General features: G+C 68.8%; 24 protein-coding genes. 4 read left to right on the top strand and 20 right to left on the bottom strand.

Annotated features, from left to right (window positions below):
• Nucleotides 1–6 precede the first annotated feature (6 nt).
• The 19 genes from GE300_RS05150 to fabD form a co-directional block, all read right to left on the bottom strand.
• Nucleotides 7–666 carry a phage tail tape measure protein gene (locus GE300_RS05150; protein ID WP_154445470.1) on the bottom strand — a complete coding sequence of 220 codons (660 nt, stop codon included), beginning with the start codon at nt 664–666 and terminating at the stop codon, nt 7–9.
• Nucleotides 653–865 (bottom strand): rcc01693 family protein, encoded by a 213-nt coding sequence (locus GE300_RS05145; RefSeq protein ID WP_325063108.1) that lies wholly within the window; start codon nt 863–865, stop codon nt 653–655. The genes GE300_RS05150 and GE300_RS05145 overlap by 14 nt, the downstream gene beginning before the upstream one ends.
• Complete coding sequence (locus GE300_RS05140; RefSeq protein WP_154445469.1) at nt 862–1167, bottom strand: gene transfer agent family protein; 306 nt, start codon at nt 1165–1167, stop codon at nt 862–864. The genes GE300_RS05145 and GE300_RS05140 overlap by 4 nt, the downstream gene beginning before the upstream one ends.
• Nucleotides 1167–1580, bottom strand: a complete 414-nt coding sequence (locus tag GE300_RS05135; RefSeq protein ID WP_154445468.1) for a phage major tail protein, TP901-1 family — start codon at nt 1578–1580, stop codon at nt 1167–1169. Before GE300_RS05135 ends, GE300_RS05140 begins: the two co-directional genes overlap by 1 nt.
• A 16-nt stretch (nt 1581–1596) precedes the next feature.
• On the bottom strand, nt 1597–2016 hold the full coding sequence (locus GE300_RS05130) for a DUF3168 domain-containing protein (RefSeq protein ID WP_154445467.1): 420 nt from the start codon (nt 2014–2016) through the stop codon (nt 1597–1599).
• Complete coding sequence (locus tag GE300_RS05125) at nt 2013–2351, bottom strand: head-tail adaptor protein (protein WP_154445466.1); 339 nt, start codon at nt 2349–2351, stop codon at nt 2013–2015. The genes GE300_RS05130 and GE300_RS05125 overlap by 4 nt, the downstream gene beginning before the upstream one ends.
• Nucleotides 2348–2938 carry a head-tail connector protein gene (locus GE300_RS05120; RefSeq protein WP_154445465.1) on the bottom strand — a complete coding sequence of 197 codons (591 nt, stop codon included), beginning with the start codon at nt 2936–2938 and terminating at the stop codon, nt 2348–2350. The genes GE300_RS05125 and GE300_RS05120 overlap by 4 nt, the downstream gene beginning before the upstream one ends.
• 10 nt (nt 2939–2948) lie before the next feature.
• Nucleotides 2949–3230, bottom strand: a complete 282-nt coding sequence (locus GE300_RS05115) for a phage fiber-tail adaptor protein (RefSeq protein WP_154445464.1) — start codon at nt 3228–3230, stop codon at nt 2949–2951.
• Nucleotides 3231–3302: 72 nt separating this feature from the next.
• Complete coding sequence (locus tag GE300_RS05110) at nt 3303–4502, bottom strand: phage major capsid protein (protein WP_154445463.1); 1200 nt, start codon at nt 4500–4502, stop codon at nt 3303–3305.
• A 44-nt stretch (nt 4503–4546) separates the two neighbouring features.
• Nucleotides 4547–5095: an HK97 family phage prohead protease gene (locus GE300_RS05105; protein ID WP_154445462.1), complete on the bottom strand. Its 549-nt coding sequence runs from the start codon at nt 5093–5095 to the stop codon at nt 4547–4549.
• An 11-nt stretch (nt 5096–5106) separates the two neighbouring features.
• On the bottom strand, nt 5107–5352 hold the full coding sequence (locus tag GE300_RS05100; protein WP_154445461.1) for a GTA head formation protein, RCAP_rcc01685 family: 246 nt from the start codon (nt 5350–5352) through the stop codon (nt 5107–5109).
• Complete coding sequence (locus GE300_RS05095) at nt 5349–6524, bottom strand: phage portal protein (RefSeq protein WP_154445460.1); 1176 nt, start codon at nt 6522–6524, stop codon at nt 5349–5351. Before GE300_RS05095 ends, GE300_RS05100 begins: the two co-directional genes overlap by 4 nt.
• 73 nt (nt 6525–6597) lie before the next feature.
• Entirely contained in the window at nt 6598–7947 is a 1350-nt protein-coding gene (locus GE300_RS05090) for a DNA-packaging protein (protein WP_154445459.1), read from the bottom strand.
• Nucleotides 7874–8215, bottom strand: coding sequence for a hypothetical protein (locus tag GE300_RS05085; protein ID WP_154445458.1), 342 nt, complete (start codon nt 8213–8215; stop codon nt 7874–7876). The genes GE300_RS05090 and GE300_RS05085 overlap by 74 nt, the downstream gene beginning before the upstream one ends.
• Nucleotides 8216–8371: 156 nt before the next feature.
• Nucleotides 8372–9526: an endolytic transglycosylase MltG gene (mltG, locus tag GE300_RS05080; RefSeq protein WP_154445457.1), complete on the bottom strand. Its 1155-nt coding sequence runs from the start codon at nt 9524–9526 to the stop codon at nt 8372–8374.
• A gap of 10 nt (nt 9527–9536) precedes the next feature.
• Complete coding sequence (fabF, locus tag GE300_RS05075) at nt 9537–10793, bottom strand: beta-ketoacyl-ACP synthase II (RefSeq protein ID WP_154445456.1); 1257 nt, start codon at nt 10791–10793, stop codon at nt 9537–9539.
• A gap of 156 nt (nt 10794–10949) precedes the next feature.
• Nucleotides 10950–11183, bottom strand: coding sequence for an acyl carrier protein (locus tag GE300_RS05070; protein ID WP_154445455.1), 234 nt, complete (start codon nt 11181–11183; stop codon nt 10950–10952).
• Nucleotides 11184–11406: 223 nt separating this feature from the next.
• A complete protein-coding gene (fabG, locus tag GE300_RS05065; protein WP_154445454.1) occupies nt 11407–12144 on the bottom strand; it encodes a 3-oxoacyl-[acyl-carrier-protein] reductase in 738 nt (245 codons plus the stop codon).
• Nucleotides 12144–13079, bottom strand: a complete 936-nt coding sequence (gene fabD / locus GE300_RS05060) for an ACP S-malonyltransferase (RefSeq protein WP_154445453.1) — start codon at nt 13077–13079, stop codon at nt 12144–12146. Before fabD ends, fabG begins: the two co-directional genes overlap by 1 nt.
• A gap of 207 nt (nt 13080–13286) precedes the next feature.
• Between fabD and rpsF the strand changes: the two genes are divergently transcribed.
• The 4 genes from rpsF to GE300_RS05040 all read left to right on the top strand — a co-directional run bounded on the left by rpsF (nt 13287) and on the right by GE300_RS05040 (nt 16235).
• Entirely contained in the window at nt 13287–13694 is a 408-nt protein-coding gene (gene rpsF, locus GE300_RS05055) for a 30S ribosomal protein S6 (protein WP_154445452.1), read from the top strand.
• Nucleotides 13695–13712: 18 nt separating this feature from the next.
• Entirely contained in the window at nt 13713–13940 is a 228-nt protein-coding gene (gene rpsR / locus GE300_RS05050; RefSeq protein WP_154445451.1) for a 30S ribosomal protein S18, read from the top strand.
• Between the two features lie 12 nt (nt 13941–13952).
• Nucleotides 13953–14588 (top strand): 50S ribosomal protein L9, encoded by a 636-nt coding sequence (rplI, locus tag GE300_RS05045; protein WP_154445450.1) that lies wholly within the window; start codon nt 13953–13955, stop codon nt 14586–14588.
• Between the two features lie 165 nt (nt 14589–14753).
• Nucleotides 14754–16235 carry a replicative DNA helicase gene (locus tag GE300_RS05040; RefSeq protein ID WP_154445449.1) on the top strand — a complete coding sequence of 494 codons (1482 nt, stop codon included), beginning with the start codon at nt 14754–14756 and terminating at the stop codon, nt 16233–16235.
• A gap of 99 nt (nt 16236–16334) precedes the next feature.
• Here GE300_RS05040 and GE300_RS05035 read toward each other — a convergent pair whose 3' ends face one another.
• Nucleotides 16335–16625: an acylphosphatase gene (locus GE300_RS05035; RefSeq protein WP_154445448.1), complete on the bottom strand. Its 291-nt coding sequence runs from the start codon at nt 16623–16625 to the stop codon at nt 16335–16337.
• Nucleotides 16626–16901: the final 276 nt, after the last annotated feature.

Below are 16901 nucleotides of genomic sequence, written 5' to 3'. Positions count from 1 at the left end.
TTCCGTTCACTGGTTGCGACGCCCCTGCCCCAGCGCGCGGCTCAGCTGGGCCGCGATCTGGGTGCGGGACCGGCGAAAGCTGTCCGCGTCCGGGGTCGAGATGTTCATCGTCACCTGCACCGGACGCCCGCCGCCCTGGGTCCGCACGCCCAGGCGTCCGTCGGGACCGCGGCTCAGCGGCATGATCGCCTCCGGTCCGGCTTCGCCCATCAGTCCGGTGCCACCGCGCATCGGGAAGGTCGTCGGGCCATCGACCACGCCGCCCTTGGCGAAGGCGCGGACACGCCCCGAGGAGAACGCCGAGCCGTTGGCGAACACGCCGCCCAGCAGACCGTTCAGACCGGTGACCACCGCCCCGCCCAGCGCATCCTGCACCGGCTTCACCGCCGTGCTCAGAACCGACCCGGCCATGCTGCGCCCGACGCCGCCCAGCACCGACGACAGCTTCGCACCATCCAGGATCAGATCGTCCATCGCCCGCTTGAGGCTGGTGCCCAGCGACCGCGACAGCGTCGAGGCGTCCCGGCTCGCCGTCCGCATCGACGAGGTGACGTCCTCCATCTCGCTGCGGAACGCGGTGGTCATGCTCTCGGCGCCCGAGATCGAGCTCTCCAGCCCCTGGATCGTGCCCTCCAGCCGTGCAAGGTCGTTCTCAAGATCCGCCATCGGACCCTCCATTCTGCTTGTCGGGGAACCGCGCGAGCAGCGCCTCCAGCCCGTCGCGCGACAGTGCGCCGCGCGCGCTCTGGCCGCCGCCGGCCAGGAACATCAGCTCGGCCGGGGTCAGCGCCCAGAACTCGTCCGGGCGCAGGCCCAGTTCGATCATCCCCGCGCGCATCAGCGCGGGCCAGGCGATGCGGGTCACGATTCCTCCGGCACCTGGAAGGTGACGCGCAGCAGCTCGGCGGCGGCGCGCGCGGCGGCGACCGCGCCGCCCTCGATGTCGGCCCCGGCCAGTTCCTCGCGCGGCACGCCCAGCCCGGCGGCCAGCAGCGTCACCAGATCGCGCGCCGAATAGCGCCCGCTCTCGTACCGCTCCACCAGCGCCACCAGGCTTCCGGTCTGCAGCGCCTCTTCCAGTTCCGCCAGCCGGCCCAGGCTCAGCCGCAGAACGCGCGCCTCGCCGTCGATCGTCAGCGCCACCTCTCCGCGATACGGGTTCGCCATCAGACCGCCGCGAAGTTCAGTGCCCCGGCCGAGGCCATCGACATCTCGTAGACCGCCTCGCCGTCGTGACTGCCCGAATACTCGATCGAGGTGATCTGGAACGGCCCCTCGACGATGCCGAAGTCCGGGATGATCACCTGGAACTTCGGAATGTCCCCGTCAAAGAAGATCTGCCGCGCCCGCTCGTCGGTGTTCTGGTCCCGGAACACGCCCGAGCCCGAGATCGCGGCCGAGCGCACGCCGGTCCCGCCCAGCAATTCGCGCCAGCCGCCCGAGCTTTGCAGGTTGGTCACGTCCACCGCCTCGGCGTTGAAGGTGATGCGCGTGGCCCGCAGCCCCGCGACGGTTTCGAAACTGCCGGACCCGTTCATGTCGATCTTGATCAACAGATCCTTGCCCTTTTGCGCCACCATGGCTGTCCCCTCGTGTTCAGATGTCTTCCAGAACCGCGCGGAAGCGCAGCTCGACGCGTCGTGTCTCGTTCGGGCGGCCCCTGTCGGCGCGCGCCGACAGGAACCGCAGGTCCACCAGGTGCCCGCGCGTCAATGTCAGATCGGCGCCCAGCAGCGCCTCGCAGACGGCCGCCGCCGCCGCCTTCGGCCGCGAGAACCCTTCCGTCCGTGCATGCACCGTGACCGTGAAATCATGGACCGAGCCGCTGCTGGTCTTGGTCGAGCCGTCCTTCACCCGCTCCTCGCCCAGCGAGACATGCAGGTCGGGCGTCTCGGCCGGGGCCAGTTGCGGCGGCGCATCGTGAATTTCCTGGCCAACCAGGTCGATCAGCGCCGGATCCCCGCTCAGTCGTTGGTAGACGGCCGTCTGCAAGGCCGATGACAACGCATAGCTCATACCGCCAGCCCCTCTTCCGCGCGGCACACCAGAAACCGCCCCTCGGGGTCGGCCTCGGCGACGCTCAGGATGTTGAAAACGCGGTTGTCCTCCCGGAGCCGCTGCTCCGGGCGCGGACGGGAGGGGGCGCCGTCAGGCGCGCCCCTGACCGTGATGCGCCAGACCTGCCGGGACGCTGCGCGCCCGCCGACAGAACCCTCGCTTCCCGTCCGCGCCACCAATTCCGCCCACAACTGCCCGACTTGGGTCCAGGCACCTTCGTGCCCGCCCATACCGTCGGACGTGCGGACACGCTCCTCCAGCGCCAGCCTGCGCGTCAGCTTCGGCAGCTTCAAAGCACGTCCCCCAGCAACCGCACCGTCTTGAAACGCTCGATCAGCGACAGCACCGCGAACGGCATGGTCGCGCCCAGACCGGCATGATCGGCGCGCGCCTCGTAGTTCGTGGCGGCCAGCAGGAACACCGCATGCGCCAGATCGGCGGGCACGTCGCTCCACGCCGGGCCGAACCCGGCGGTAAAGACGATCCGCGCCAGCCCGTGCGCCGGGATCACCGGCAGGCGCGGCGCGACGATCTCGGGGCGATAGAGATCCTGCCGCAGCCGGTACTGCCCCGGATCGACGATCGTCTCGGTTCCCTGGGCATCGATCACCGTCACCGACTGGATCGCCGTCACCGGCCCCACCGGCAGGCCCTGGCGCCCGTCCCGGTACCAGCACGTCACATCCCAGGAAAAGTCGCGCGCCAGCACCACCTTGCCGGTGCGCGCCTCGATGCCGGCGATCGCCGCCCGAAGATAGTTCTCCAGCAGCCCGTCCTGCGCGCCGTCGTCGGCAAAGCCGGTGCCCATCCGCAGATGATCCGCGAACGCGCGCACCGGGATCGCCGCCGCGACCGGCGTGTTCAGTTCCACAAGGTTCATGATGCTCCCCTCAGGCCGAGATGCGCACGACGATGGCCCGCTCCAGCGCGCGGCCGCGGCTGGTCTGCGCCCGGGCGCTGACCATGTAGACGCGGCCCGGCACGCCATCGGCCAGCTTGGCGTACGACGCGGTGCCATCCACCCGCTGTTCCTGCACCGCGATCTCGCCACCGGGGCTGACCGCCCAGCCCAGATCGGCCGAGACTTCCTCGCCCGGCTCCAGATAGCCCTGCGTCCAGTCGATCCGCGCCAACGCCTCTTCCGAGGCGGGTTTCATCAGATAGCCGCTCATGCGCGCCTCCCTTGGGCCGAAAAGAAAAGGGGCGCCCCGATGGACGCCCCCGATGGCTTCGCGTCGCCGCCCTCAGGTCAGCGAGAACTTCAGCAGCTTGATCGCCGAGAAGTCGCTGACATCGCCGCCGATGCGCTTGGTGGCATAGAACAGCACGTGCGGCTTGGCGCTGAACGGATCGCGCAGGATGCGCAGGTCCGGGCGCTCGGCCACGGTGTAGCCCGCGCCGAAATCGCCGAAGGCGATGGCGGTGGCGCCGCTGGCGATGTCGGGCATGTCCTCGGCGATCAGCACCGGATAGCCCATCAGCCGCGCCGGCTCGCCCGCCGACAGGCTGTCCGCCCACAGGAAGCGGCCGTCGGCGTCCTTCATCTTGCGCACGGCGCCGGCGGTCTTCGAGTTCATCACGAAGGTGGCGTTGGCGCGATAGCGCGCGCCCAGGCTGTAGACCAGGTCGACGACCGCATCCGCCGGCTCGGTGGACGAGAAGTCGCCGTCCGCGCCGGTCGCCACATAGCCCAGCTGACCCCAGGCGGCGGTGTCGTTGGCGACCGCGGTGTAGGTCAGAAAGCCCTTCGGCTTGTCCACGCCGTCGCCGTTGATGAACGCGCCGCCCTCGGCGCGGGCGAACTTGTCGCCGATGCGCGTGGCCAGCCAGCTTTCGACGTCGAAGGCGCTGTCGTCCAGCAGCCGCTGGCTGGCTTTCGGCAGCGCCGACAACTCGTGCAGCGGGATCGAGATGCGCTCGATCTGCGGGGTCGCCGTCTCGGTGACGCTGGCGGTCTCGGTGGCCCAGCCCGAGCCGATGTCGGTGTGGTCCACCAGCACGTCGTAGGCGGTCGCCTCGACCGTCACCACGTTGGCGATGGCGCGGATCGAGCTGGCGTCGCGCAGCACCCCGGTGATGGTGTTGGCGGTCTGCGGGTCGACCAGATAGCCGCCTTCGGCCGCGACGCCGGCGCTCAGGCCCTTGCCCTCGATCTCCAGGTGGCGCAGGCCGTCGTCGTCGCCCGAGCGCAGGTAGGCGCCGAAGGCCTTCTTGTGCGGCACATCGGCTTCGGCGCGGACGTCGAGCGCGGGGCGGGCGGCGGTAAGGGTCTTGCGGTCAAGCATGGTCAAACGATGTTCCTGTTCTTTGATCCGGGATTTCAGTTCGTTCTGCATCGCGATGATATCGTTCACGAATCCGGCCATGGCGGCCTTCACCTCATGGGCGCCGCCCCCAGCGGGCCCAGGCGTCGCGGCACGGGTCTTGGATTCCGTCTCGTGCATCACATCCGTCCTCGATGATGTTGGTTTGGGTTCGACGCGATCGCTCACGTCATCTGCTCCCGGGCGGCCGCGAACGCCTCCGCCAGGTCTCGCGCGATGTCGGACACGGCATCCTCGCCGGTCTGCACCCGCGCCTCGGGAAGCATCGGGAACGTGACCACCGATACCTCCCAAAGATCGATTTCCAGCAGCGACCGCCCCGCGGCCGCCTTTTCCGAGCGCAGGGTGCGATAGCCGATCGACAGCCCGTCGATCGCGCCCGCCTCCAGCAGCGCCAGCGCCTCGCGCCCGTTCTGCACCTCGGACAATACCCGGCCGCGCACATAGAGGCCCTTCTCGTCCTCGCGCACCTCGTCCCAGACGCCGATCGGCCGGGTCGGGTCGTGCTGCCACAGCATCTTCACCCGGCGCCCGCCCCGCGCGATCCGGCGCAGGCTGCCGTCGTAGGCGCCGCGCTGGACCACGTCGCCGCCCTGGTCGACCGCGCCGAACAGGCTGGCATAGCCCTCGATCACGCAGTCGCTCAGCGCCAGCCCGTCACCGAATGCGCAATACTTCGTCTCCAGGCCAAAGGCCTGCCTGTGTCCACCCATGACAATTCCCGTCATTGCGTCGTTGAAAGAAGAGAGACCGCGACCTCGCCGGCCAGAAAGGCGGCGACGCCGAAGACCACGAGCCACAACCGACGCTCCATGCGGTCCAGCAGCCCCTCGATGACTTGCAGGCGTCGCTCCAGGTTCATCCAGCGTTCCTCGGTGATCCGTTCGTGCGCGTCGATCCGCGCCGAGGTGGCGTCGAACGGCTCGTACAGAAAACGTGACCCCGTGGTGCGCTGACCGCGCGCGCTCATCCGTCCTCGGCGACGGGCGGCAGCCCCAGCAGCGCCCGCTTCTCGGCCTGTGTCAGGAAATCGGCATCGGACACGCGCCGCCACAGCGCCTCGCGCTCGGCGGCCAGCGCCGGGATGTTGTCCAGGTCCATCTGCAGCTTCAGCTCCGGCCCGAACCGTTCGGGCAGCCAGCCGTTGATCGCCGCCAGCGTCTTGCCGATCAGCGGCAGCACCGTCAGGCGATAGAACGCCCGGTTCGCCTCCTGATAGTTGGAATAGGTGTTGTCACCGGGGAACCCCATCAGCATCGGCGGCACACCGAACGCCAGGGCGATCTCGCGCCCGGCCGCCTCCTTGGTCTTGTGGAACTCCATGTCCGCCGGCGAGAACCCCATCGGCTTCCAGTCCAGCCCGCCTTCCAGCAGCATCGGCCGGCCGGCGTTGCGGGCGCCGACATAGTTCGACTCCAGCTCGTCCCGCAGCCGCCCGTACTGGTCCGCGCCCAGCTGCCCGGCGCCGTCCGCGCCCTTGTAGACGATCGCCCCCGAGGGCCGCGCGGCGTTGTCCAGCAGCGCCTTGGTCCATGTCGCCGCCGCGTTGTGCACGTCCACCGCCACGGCGGCGGCCTGCATCGGGCTCATGCCGTAGTGATCGTCCTGCGGGTGAAAGTTGCGGATGTGCAGCACCGGCGTTCCGGCGCTCATGTCGAACCGGTGCTTCTTCGCCCCGACCTTGTACTCGTAGGCCACCGGCCAGCCATCGGCCCCCGGCACCACGTTCATCCGGTCCGAGCGCAGCACATGCAGTTCCGCCGGCAGCCCCTCGACGGTCTCGCCCGCCGCTTCCAGATAGCCGTCGCCGGTCAGCAGCAGCTGGCCGAACAGCGCCTCGAACAGCGCCGCGCGGCCCTGCCCCGGGTTCGGGCGCTCCAGCAGCGCCGCCAGCGGATGCAGCTCGTAGCGCCGCGCCGCGTCCTGCACCGTCACCGGCACCGCCGCGGCGGCCTCGGCGATCATCTTGACGCAGCGAAAGCCGACCGGGTTGCCGACGAACCCGGTCCGCGTCAGCGACGCCGTGTCTCTGGGCGACCAGGCCGCCCGGCCCGCGCCATGGACCGCGACGACGGCCGCCGCGGCCGAGGCCTTGGTTTCGGCCGCAGCCGGCCGGGCCGTTCGTAACAGCTTGAATACCATGCGTTCCCGCCTCCGAATTGTTCGTGAATGCCCCAAGGGGCAAGGTCGCCGCCCGCAAGGCGCCGCATATGGCCTAAAGCGTGCGGATCCGCGCCTGACCGCCGCTGTCGGACATCTGGTTGATCACCAGTTCCCAGACCACCCATACCAGCGCATCCAGCCGGTCGGGGCTGCCCTGCCCCTTGTAGCCGGTGCGCGTCATCTGGGTCATCTGGTCCTCGAGTTCGGGGAATCCGCCCACATGATGCACGCGGCCCTGCTCGTAGAGCGCCGCCACCGGCTCGGCCCGCACCGACTTCCCGCGCTTGGCGTAAAGCTTGGCGTAGGACACGTTCGGGTCGATCCCGCGCAGCACCAGTTCCACCAGGTCACCGCCCTGGTTCACTTCGGCGACGACCCGGTCCACGTTCCAGTCCTCGGCCACAGACAGCGCGCGCCCGGCCCATTCGCTCGGCCCCGCGCCCCGGATCGAGGCATCTTGCAGGACATAGACCTTCCAGTCGCCCGGCTCGCCCTTGGTGACAGCCCCGGCCACGACCATCCCGCAGGCGTCGGCGTTCTTGCCCTTGCTGACGTTCGGGTCGATCGCCAGCACGATCCGGTCCAGCGGCGGCACCTCGCGCACCCGGCCGCCGTCCAGCATGTCCAGCGTCCAGAACGCGCCCTCGGTGTCCTTCAGCAACTCGCCGTCCAGCTCCTGCCGACCCAGCCGACTGCCGCGATACTTGGCGGTGATCTTCTCCAGGAAGCTTGCGGCCAGCCACGCGCGGTTCGCATCCGTGGGAGCGGCCGTCCGAACCGTGGTCGGCTCTTCGAGCAGGTCCCGCAGAATCTGCGTGTTGCGCGGCGTGGTGGTGACCACCTGCCTCGGATCGTCGCCCAGCCGCAGGCAGAACTGCAGCATGTCCCAGGCCTCTTCGGCCTTCTTCCATTTCGCCAGCTCGTCGCACCAGGCGGCATCGAACTGCGGGCCTCTCAGCGCCTCGGGATCGGCGGCCGAGAAACCCTGCGCCTCGGCCCCGTTCGGCCAGACCAGCTTGCGCTTGCTGGCCTGCCACTCGGGCCGCCGGTCGGGGGGCGAGCAGGCAAGGATGCCGCTGTCGCCCTGGATCATCACGTCGCGCACCTGGTCATAGGTCTGGCCGACCAGCGCCACCCGGCGCGCCTTGCCCGGCGCATCCGGCACCGGTCCCTCGACCTGGGCGCGGACCCATTCGGCCCCGGTCCGGGTCTTGCCGGCACCGCGTCCGCCCAGCACCACCCAGGTGGTCCAGTCGCCCGCGGGGGGCAGCTGGTGGTTCACATGCGCCCAGTGCTCGAACAGGTACGGCAGCGCCGCGACGGCATTGTCACTCAGGCTGCCCAGAAACTCCTCGACCTGCGATGCGCTCGCGGAGCCGAGCAAGTCGGTCACGGATTTCATTTCGAGCCGCCTCCAGATCGATCCGGCCCGCTGCGATGGTATTGCCAAGCGTGTCAATTGAACCCTCGATCTCAAAGACGGACTGCAACTGCTTGATATGCGCCCGGAAAAGGTCCTGCCGATGCCGCGCCTCGGCGGCGGTCTCCTCGCCGGATTCCAGCCGACTCAGCGAGTCCTGCAAAGCCCGGAAGATGCGGCCGTAGACAGCGCGCGCGGCACCCAGCCGACCGCCGTCCGGCAGCGCCTCGGAAAGCGTCCCCTCGGTCATGCGTCATCCAATTTGCTGTGGTGAACGACCGGACCAAAAGAAAACGCGGCGCCCGTTTCCGGGGCCGCGTTCGCAATTCATCCAGTGTGCCTAGAGGTATACCCTAGAGCGTACGGTTCGTCAAGATGCAATTTCAGGTTGCATCGGAATTTCCGTCTACTGCCCCGCGTTCAGCGCGCGATAGTTGGCGACATTGCGGTTGTGCTCGTCCAGCGTCTCGGCGAAGGCATGGCCGCCGGTGCCGTCCGCGACGAAGAACAGGTAGGGCGACTCGTCGGGCGCCGCGGCCGCCATCAGCGACGCCCGCCCCGGATTCGCGATCGGCCCCGGCGGCAGACCGTCTATCTGGTAGGTGTTGTACTGCACCTCGCCATGCAGCTGCCGTTCCGTGACCCCGTCGATATCCGAGCGCGAGATCTCGCGCTCCATCGGCTCGCCGCCGCGGGTGATGCCGTAGATGATCGTCGGGTCGGTCTGCAGGCGCATCCCCTGCTGCAGCCGGTTCGCGAACACCGCCGCCACCAGACCGCGCTCTTCGGCGACGCCGGTTTCCTTCTCGACGATCGAGGCGAGGGTCAGCAATTCTTCCGGGCTGTCCACCGGCAGGTCTTCTCCGCGACTCTCCCACGCCTCGGCCAGCCGGGTCTCCTGCACGGTCTGCATCCGCGCCACCAGCTGGGCCCGCTCCATCTCGCGCGTGAACTCGTAGGTGTCCGGCGCCAGCATGCCCTCCGCCGGTGTCTCCGCCACATCGCCCGAAAGATAGGGAACCTGCGCCAGCCCGGTCAGGATGTCGCGAACCGTCAGGCCCTCGGCGACCGAGACGCGCATCTGCACGGATCCGCCGGCGTCCAGTTCCGCGTCGACCGCCTGCAGGCCCTCGTCCAGCTCGACCGTCTCGATCTCGGTGCCCCCGGCGGCATCGCGGATCCGCAGGCGCGTGCCGCGGTTGTTCACCACGAACGTCGCCTGATAGCACGCCTGCGAGCCGCGGGCGGTGGTCACCCGCTCCAGGATCTCGGCCATGGTCGCGCGCGCCGGAAGCGCATAGCAGCCCAGCTTCAGCTCCTCATCCGCGCCCTGCATGCGCGCGGCGATCCGGAACACCAGGGGATGCGAGATCGCGCCAACCTCGGTCAGCTCGTCGGTGACCCGGCTCAGGTTGGCCCCCGAAGGCACCTCGACGACGGTGTCCTCGGTCAGCGGGCCGGGACCGGCGAACTGGCCCCGCCCCCATTCCAGCATGCCGATCGCAACGACAAGCGCCACGATCAGAAGGGTGATGCCGTTCGCGGCCAGATGGCGCGCCATTGCGCTCTCCTCAGACGCGGGACAGGATCAGCGACGCGTTCGTGCCGCCGAAGCCGAACGAGTTCGACATGGCGATGTCGATCTTGCGCTCGCGCGCCGCCTTCGGCGCCAGGTCGACCACGGTCTCCTCGGCGGGATCGTCCAGGTTGATCGTCGGCGGCGCGACCTGGTCGCGCAACGCGAGGATGCAGAAGATCGCCTCGACCGCGCCGGCGGCGCCCAGAAGATGCCCGATCGACGACTTGGTCGAGGTCATCGTCAGCTCGCCGGCGTGGTTGCCCATCACCTCGGTCACCGCCGCCAGTTCGATCACGTCGGCCATGGTCGAGGTGCCGTGCGCGTTGACGTAATGGACGTCGCCCGGGTTCACGGCCGCCCGTGCCATCGCCGCCCGCATCGCGCGCTTGGCGCCATCGCCGTCCGCGGCCGGGGCGGTCACATGGTAGGCATCGCCCGACAGGCCGTAGCCGGTGACCTCGGCATAGATCTTCGCACCCCGCGCCTTGGCGTGCTCGTACTCCTCCAGCACGACGATGCCGGCACCCTCGCCCATCACGAACCCGTCGCGATCCTTGTCCCAGGGACGCGAGGCATGGGCCGGGTCGTCGCGCCGCTTGGTCGAAAGCGCCTTGCAGGCGTTGAACCCGGCGATGCCCAGCTCGTTGATCGCGCTCTCGGCGCCGCCGGCGATCATCACGTCGGCGTCGTCCAGCATGATCAGCCGCGCGGCGTCGCCGATCGCGTGCGCACCGGTGGCGCAGGCGGTGACCACCGAATGGTTCGGGCCGCGGAAGCCGTACTTGATCGAGATCTGCCCCGAGACCAGGTTGATCAGGGCCGCCGGCACGAAGAACGGCGACACCCGGCGCGGGCCCTTCTCCATCAGCGTCTTGGCGTTCTCGTAGATCGTGCCAAGCCCGCCGATGCCCGAGCCGACCAGCACGCCGGTACGCTCCTGCCCGCGATCGTCCGCGGGCGCCCACCCGGCGTCCTGCACCGCCATCTCGGCGGCGGCGATGCCGAACAGGATGAACGGATCGACCTTGCGCTGATCCTTCGAGGACAGCCAGTCATCGGCGTTGAACGTGCCGTCGGTCCCGTCGCCGCGCGGCACTTCGCAGGCATAGTTGGTCGCCAGGTGCTCGGCATCGAACTGCCTGATCGTCCCGGCGGCGCTGCGCCCGTCCAGCAGCCGCGACCAGGTCTCCTCGACCCCGGCCGCCAGCGGCGAAACCATCCCCAGGCCCGTTACCACGACACGACGCATGCCTGCTCCTGTTCGTTCTCTTGACTGCTTGTCCTGCTTACCCGAGCGCGCCGGCAGCGGCAAGCGAACGGGAGATGACGCCATAAAGTAGCGCCCTAATGCAAGAAGGCACCCCGCAGGGCGCCCTCTTCAGGATACGGCCGGTGTCGGCGTCGCTCAGTTGGCGTTCTCGATGAACTTCACCGCGTCGCCGAAGGTCTGGATGGTCTCGGCGGCGTCATCGGGGATCTCGATCCCGAACTCTTCCTCGAAGGCCATGACCAGCTCGACGGTATCCAGGCTGTCCGCGCCGAGGTCGTCGATGAACGAGGCGCTCTCGGTCACCTTGTCCTCGTCGACGCTCAGATGCTCGACCACAATTTTCTTAACGCGTTCTGCGACGTCGCTCATTGGTTCTTCCTCATGTATCCCGGCCCTTCTGCGCGGGCACGCAATTTGTAGTCCCTATCGCGGTCTTATACCGCGCGGCGGCACAGCACCACCACGGGCAAGACCGTCTAAGCCGGCCCCGCCGATTACCGGGGCGCTATACCACACTCTCCGTGGATGGCAAATGCAAATGCGGCCGGCGAAAACGGGCTGGTATCTCCGCCGTATCCGGCACGCAACTGCCTCAAATCATTGCCATACCGCCGTTCACATGCAGTGTCTGCCCGGTCACGTATCCGGCCTCGTCCGACGCCAGATAGACCACCGCCGCAGCGATGTCGCCGCTTTCGCCCATGCGGCCCGCCGGGATCGCGCCCAGCAGTTTTTCCTTCTGCGCGTCGCCCAGCTTGTCGGTCATCGCGGTGGTGATGAACCCGGGCGCGATGCAGTTCACGGTGATGCCGCGGCTGGCAACCTCGGCGGCCAGCGACTTCGACATGCCCACCATCCCGGCCTTGGAGGCGGCGTAGTTGCCCTGCCCCGGATTGCCGGTGGTGCCGACGATCGAGCTGATGTTGACGATCCGGCCTGCGCGCGCCTTCATCATGCCGCGCAGCACGCCCCGGCACAGCCGCATGGTCGAGGTCAGGTTCACCTCGATCACCTGCGCCCATTCCTCGTCCGACATGCGCATGAACAGGTTGTCGCGGGTGATGCCGGCGTTGTTCACCAGGATGTCCAGCGCGCCCATCGCCTCGACCGCCTGCTTGGGCAGCGCCTCGACGGCGGCCGCATCGGACAGGTTGCAGGGCAGCACGTGGACGCGATCGCCCAGTTCGGCGGCCAGCGCCTCCAGCGGTTCGGTGCGGGTGCCCGACAGCGCCACCGTCGCACCCCGCGCGTGCAGCGCCCGCGCGATCTCGCCGCCGATGCCGCCCGAGGCGCCGGTGACCAGTGCCGTCTTGCCGGTAAGATCGAACATCAGTTGCCTCCTGCCATGGATTTCACGTCGGCAGCGGTGTTGACCGCGCGCACGGCCGCATCCTTGGCGATGCGGCGCACCATGCCGCTCAGTGCCTTACCCGCGCCGACCTCGACGAACTCGTCGACGCCCCTGGCCGCCATCCACTCGACGCTCTCGCGCCAGCGGACCGGGCCGGTGACCTGGTCCACCAGGTAGTTGCGGATCACCATCGCGTCGCTGACCGAGTGCGCCGCGACGTTGGCGACCAGCGGCACCTTGGGATCGCGGATGTCGGCGTGGCTCAGCGCCTCCGCCATGACGTGTGCTGCCGGCTGCATCAGCGCGCAATGGAACGGCGCGCTGACCGGCAGCATCAGCGCCCGCTTCGCGCCCTTGTCCCTGGCCATGGCGACGGCCCGCTCGACCGCCTCGCGATGCCCCGAGATCACCACCTGCGACGGGTCGTTGTCGTTCGCGGCGCTCAGGACCTGGCCTTCCGCGGCCGCCTCGGCCAGCGCCTTCACCCCGGCCAGGTCCAGCCCGAGGATCGCGGCCATCGCGCCCTCGCCCACCGGCACCGCTTCCTGCATCGCCTTGCCGCGGACCCGCAGCAGCCGCGCGGTATCGGCCAGGCTCAGCGCGCCGGCGGCGCACAGCGCCGAGTACTCGCCCAGCGAGTGCCCGGCGACGAAGGCGGCGCTTTCCACGCCGACGCCCTCGGCCTCCAGCGCGCGCATCGCCGCGATCGATGTCGCCATCAGCGCCGGCTGCGCGTTCGCGGTCAGCGTCAGCGTCTCGATGTCGCCATCCCAGATCAGGGCGGACAGCTTTTCACCAAGGGCCGCGTCGACCTCGTCGAACACCGCCTTCGCGGCCGGATAGGCTTCGGCCAGGTCCTTGCCCATGCCGATGGTCTGGGCGCCCTGGCCCGGAAACAGAAACGCGCGCGTCATTCCTTGCTCCGTCTTGCGTTGAATGACCCGTCTAGCGCGGCAGGCCCGGCGCGTCCAGCGATCCGCCGCGCATCGGCCTTGCAATTCGTGCCGATTGGCGTAGAACCCGCGGACCTCCGAAGCACTGAACCCGCGTCGCCCCTCGTATGCCGGCCCGGAGGTCGCGCAAGCCGGCATTTTGAAGCGCGCCTGAAAATGGTGACAAGAATGGCTCTCTACGAGCACGTCTTCATCGCGCGTCAGGATCTGTCCAACGCGCAGGCCGAAGGCCTCATCGAGCACTTCGGCCAGGTCCTCTCTGACCAGGGTGGCAAGGTCGTCGGCACCGAGTACTGGGGCCTCAAGACCATGGCCTACAAGATCAACAAGAACCGCAAGGGCCACTACGCGTTCGTGCGCTCGGACGCCCCTTCCGACGCGGTCCACGAGATGGAGCGCCTGATGCGCCTGCACGACGACGTGATGCGCGTCATGACCATCAAGGTCGACGGGCACGAGGAAGGCCCGTCGGTGGTCCTGCAGGCGAAAGCCGCCAAGGACGAGCGTGGCCGTGGCCGCGACCGGGGTGACCGCGGCGATCGCGGTGACCGTGGCGACCGTCCGCGTCGCGACTGAACGAAGGAGAGCTAAACAATGGCTGCCAAACCGTTTTTCCGCCGCCGCAAGTCCTGCCCGTTCTCCGGTGCCAACGCGCCGACGATCGACTACAAGGACGTCAAGCTGCTGCAGCGTTACATCTCCGAGCGGGGCAAGATCGTCCCGTCGCGGATCACCGCGGTGTCGTCGAAGAAGCAGCGCGAGCTGGCCCGTGCGATCAAGCGCGCCCGCTTTCTGGCGCTTCTGCCCTACGCCGTGAAATAAGGAGGAGCTGACATGGACGTCGTACTTCTCGAACGCGTTGCCAAGCTCGGGCAGATGGGGGATGTCGTCTCCGTCAAGCACGGCTATGCGCGCAACTTCCTGCTGCCGCAGGGCAAGGCTCTGCGCGCCACCGAAGCGAACATGAAGCGCTTCGAGGCCGAGCGTGCCCAGCTCGAGGTCCGCAACCTCGAAACGAAGAAGGAAGCCGAGGCGCTGGCCCAGCGACTGGACGGCCAGACCTTCATCGTTATTCGCTCGGCATCGGACTCCGGCGCGCTCTACGGCTCGGTCACCACCCGCGACATCGCCGACGCCGCGACCGAGGCCGGCTTCTCGGTCGACCGGGGCCAGGTCCGCCAGGACCGTCCGGTCAAGGAGCTGGGCCTGCACGAGACGCAGATCGTGCTGCACCCCGAGGTCGAGGTGACGATCACCGTGAACGTCGCCCGCAGCCAGGACGAGGCCGCGCTGCAGGCGTCGGGCAAGTCGATCCAGGAACTGCAGGCCGAGGAAGAGGCCGCGGCCGAGTTCGACATCGCCGAGCTGTTCGACGACGTCGGCGCCGCGGCGCTGGACGACGACGATGTCGGCATCGTCGAGACGCCCGAGGATCAGGCGCGCGACAGCGGCGCGGACGACCGCGGCTGACGCCACGCCGATCGCCGGAACCTGAACGGCCCGCGCCCCGGCGCGGGCCGTTTTTCTTCGCCCACCCCGGTTATCCCCGACTTTCACATGCCGGGGATAACTTCTTCCATGATATGTCGTGCGGACCCGACCGCCCCCCAACGGGTCGGCAGAAAGAGAGCAGAGATGGCAGACGGCTCAGGCGGCGTCGACACCCGGGAACGCACCGTCCCTCACAACATCGAGGCCGAGCAGGCGCTTCTGGGCGCGCTTCTGGTCAACAACGAGGTCTACGACCGCATCGCCGCGGTGGTGAACGATTCCCATTTCTACGATCCGGTGCACGCCCGCATCTTCGAGATCGCGGCCGCCCGGATCCAGAAGAACGCCCTCGCCTCGCCGGTCACGCTGAAAGCGTTCATGGAGGACGACCCCGGCCTGGCCGAGCTGGGCGGTCCCGCCTACCTGGTCCGGCTCGGCGCCAGTGCGATCTCGGTGTTCGCCGCGCGCGACTACGCGCAGCTGATCTACGATCTGGCGATTCGCCGGAAGCTGATGGAACTGGGCGAGGAGATCACCCTCAAGGCCGCCACCGTGCGCACCGACAGCGAGCCGCGCGAGCAGATCGTCGAGGCCGAGCAGCAGCTGTACAAGCTGGGCGAGCAGGGCAACGTCGAGTCCGGCTTCCAAAGCTTCCTGCGCGCGGTGACCGAGGCGGTGAACGTCGCCAACGCCGCCTACCAGCGCGACGGCGGGCTCGCCGGCATCTCGACCGGGCTGATCGACATGGACAGGAAGCTGGGCGGTCTGCACCCGTCGGACCTTCTGATCCTCGCCGGGCGGCCGTCGATGGGCAAGACCTCGCTGGCCACCAACATCGCCTTCAACATCGCCAAGGCATGGAAGAAGGGCCGCAAGCCGGACGGCTCCGAAGGCACCATCGAGGGCGGCGTGGTCGGCTTCTACTCGCTCGAGATGTCGGCCGAACAGCTGGCCGCGCGCATCCTGTCCGAGGCCGCCGAGGTGCCGTCGGACGCAATCCGCAAGGGCGCGCTGACCGAGGACGAGTTCCGCCGCTTCGTCGAGGCGGCGAAGTCGCTGGAAACCTGCCCGCTGTTCATCGACGACACGCCGGCGCTGCCGATCAGCCAGCTCGCCGCCCGCGCCCGCCGGCTGAAGCGCCAGCACGGGCTGGACGTGCTGATCGTCGACTACCTGCAACTGGTGCGCCCGGCCTCGTCCAGGACCGAGGGCCGCGTCAACGAGGTCTCCGAGATCACCCAGGGCCTGAAGGCGATCGCCAAGGAGCTGAACATCCCGGTGATCGCGCTCTCGCAGCTGTCGCGCCAGGTCGAGAACCGCGAGGACAAGCGCCCGCAGCTGTCGGACCTGCGCGAGTCGGGCTCGATCGAGCAGGACGCCGACGTGGTGATGTTCGTGTTCCGCGAGGAATACTACAAGGAGCGCGAGAAGCCCGGCGAACATAACGTCGAGGCGATGATGAAGTGGCAGGAAGAGATGAGCCGCCTGCACGGCAAGGCCGAGGTGGTGATCGGCAAGCAGCGCCACGGCCCCATCGGCACGGTCGAGCTGTCGTTCGAGGGACGGTTTACCCGCTTCGGCAATCTGGCGCGCGGTTACGGCAGCGGCGAGGACGATTTCGGTTGAGCAGCCGTTTCGCGGTGGAACGTCCGAGAGGCCGGGCGTTTCACCGCGAAACACCTTCTCCGGTCGGCCAGGCAGCAGCGCATCGCACCGCCGGCCCGGTCATTGCACGACATTGAATCCGGTCTGCGGCTCGAAGATCTCCGCCGGTTCCGCCAGCACTTCCGCGACCTCGGCGGCGCCCGGTCCCCGCTCCATCTCGGCGATCAGCGCCGTCACGGCGTTCTCGGCCCCGACCAGCAGCGCCGACACGGTGCCGTCGGACTCGTTCCGCACCCAGCCCCGCACCTGCGATGCCTGCGCCCGGTCGCAAAGCCAGGCGCGATAGGCGACGCCCTGCACGCGCCCGGTGACCCGGACCGTCATTCCGACCTCCGCCGACTTGTCCTGCATCGCTCCCCTCCCTTTGTTCGGCCACCGGAAAGCTGGCACGGCCGCACCCCGGGTCAACCGCCCCGAACGCGCACGCCGGGCTGACGATGGACGATCCGGGCGACGCCGATCGCCCTCATTCCCGGCCTGCACCGCAGGCGCAGCATCGCCCACATCAGGTTACCCCGGTCCGCACCGACGGCAAAGCGGCCCGCTGCCCCGCGACGTCAAAATCGCGCCTTGCGCGCGCGCCGCAAACCCGCACACTGCCGCCCGAGCAGCAAGAAACGATCTTGG

The sequence above is a fragment of the Halovulum marinum genome, assembly GCF_009697225.1.
Taxonomy (GTDB): Bacteria; Pseudomonadota; Alphaproteobacteria; order Rhodobacterales; family Rhodobacteraceae; genus Halovulum; species Halovulum marinum.
This window is presented reverse-complemented; position numbering and strand designations above follow the sequence as displayed.

Coding starts and splice junctions, on each gene's coding strand:
- GE300_RS05150 (WP_154445470.1), bottom strand. CDS start 666: ATGGCGGATCTTGAGAACGACCTTGCACGGCTGGAGGGCACGATCCAG.
- GE300_RS05140 (WP_154445469.1), bottom strand. CDS start 1,167: ATGGCGAACCCGTATCGCGGAGAGGTGGCGCTGACGATCGACGGCGAG.
- GE300_RS05135 (WP_154445468.1), bottom strand. CDS start 1,580: ATGGTGGCGCAAAAGGGCAAGGATCTGTTGATCAAGATCGACATGAAC.
- GE300_RS05130 (WP_154445467.1), bottom strand. CDS start 2,016: ATGAGCTATGCGTTGTCATCGGCCTTGCAGACGGCCGTCTACCAACGA.
- GE300_RS05120 (WP_154445465.1), bottom strand. CDS start 2,938: ATGAACCTTGTGGAACTGAACACGCCGGTCGCGGCGGCGATCCCGGTG.
- GE300_RS05115 (WP_154445464.1), bottom strand. CDS start 3,230: ATGAGCGGCTATCTGATGAAACCCGCCTCGGAAGAGGCGTTGGCGCGG.
- GE300_RS05110 (WP_154445463.1), bottom strand. CDS start 4,502: ATGCACGAGACGGAATCCAAGACCCGTGCCGCGACGCCTGGGCCCGCT.
- GE300_RS05105 (WP_154445462.1), bottom strand. CDS start 5,095: ATGGGTGGACACAGGCAGGCCTTTGGCCTGGAGACGAAGTATTGCGCA.
- GE300_RS05100 (WP_154445461.1), bottom strand. CDS start 5,352: ATGAGCGCGCGCGGTCAGCGCACCACGGGGTCACGTTTTCTGTACGAG.
- GE300_RS05095 (WP_154445460.1), bottom strand. CDS start 6,524: ATGGTATTCAAGCTGTTACGAACGGCCCGGCCGGCTGCGGCCGAAACC.
- GE300_RS05090 (WP_154445459.1), bottom strand. CDS start 7,947: ATGAAATCCGTGACCGACTTGCTCGGCTCCGCGAGCGCATCGCAGGTC.
- GE300_RS05085 (WP_154445458.1), bottom strand. CDS start 8,215: ATGACCGAGGGGACGCTTTCCGAGGCGCTGCCGGACGGCGGTCGGCTG.
- mltG (WP_154445457.1), bottom strand. CDS start 9,526: ATGGCGCGCCATCTGGCCGCGAACGGCATCACCCTTCTGATCGTGGCG.
- fabF (WP_154445456.1), bottom strand. CDS start 10,793: ATGCGTCGTGTCGTGGTAACGGGCCTGGGGATGGTTTCGCCGCTGGCG.
- GE300_RS05070 (WP_154445455.1), bottom strand. CDS start 11,183: ATGAGCGACGTCGCAGAACGCGTTAAGAAAATTGTGGTCGAGCATCTG.
- fabG (WP_154445454.1), bottom strand. CDS start 12,144: ATGTTCGATCTTACCGGCAAGACGGCACTGGTCACCGGCGCCTCGGGC.
- fabD (WP_154445453.1), bottom strand. CDS start 13,079: ATGACGCGCGCGTTTCTGTTTCCGGGCCAGGGCGCCCAGACCATCGGC.
- rpsF (WP_154445452.1), top strand. CDS start 13,287: ATGGCTCTCTACGAGCACGTCTTCATCGCGCGTCAGGATCTGTCCAAC.
- rpsR (WP_154445451.1), top strand. CDS start 13,713: ATGGCTGCCAAACCGTTTTTCCGCCGCCGCAAGTCCTGCCCGTTCTCC.
- rplI (WP_154445450.1), top strand. CDS start 13,953: ATGGACGTCGTACTTCTCGAACGCGTTGCCAAGCTCGGGCAGATGGGG.
- GE300_RS05040 (WP_154445449.1), top strand. CDS start 14,754: ATGGCAGACGGCTCAGGCGGCGTCGACACCCGGGAACGCACCGTCCCT.
- GE300_RS05035 (WP_154445448.1), bottom strand. CDS start 16,625: ATGCAGGACAAGTCGGCGGAGGTCGGAATGACGGTCCGGGTCACCGGG.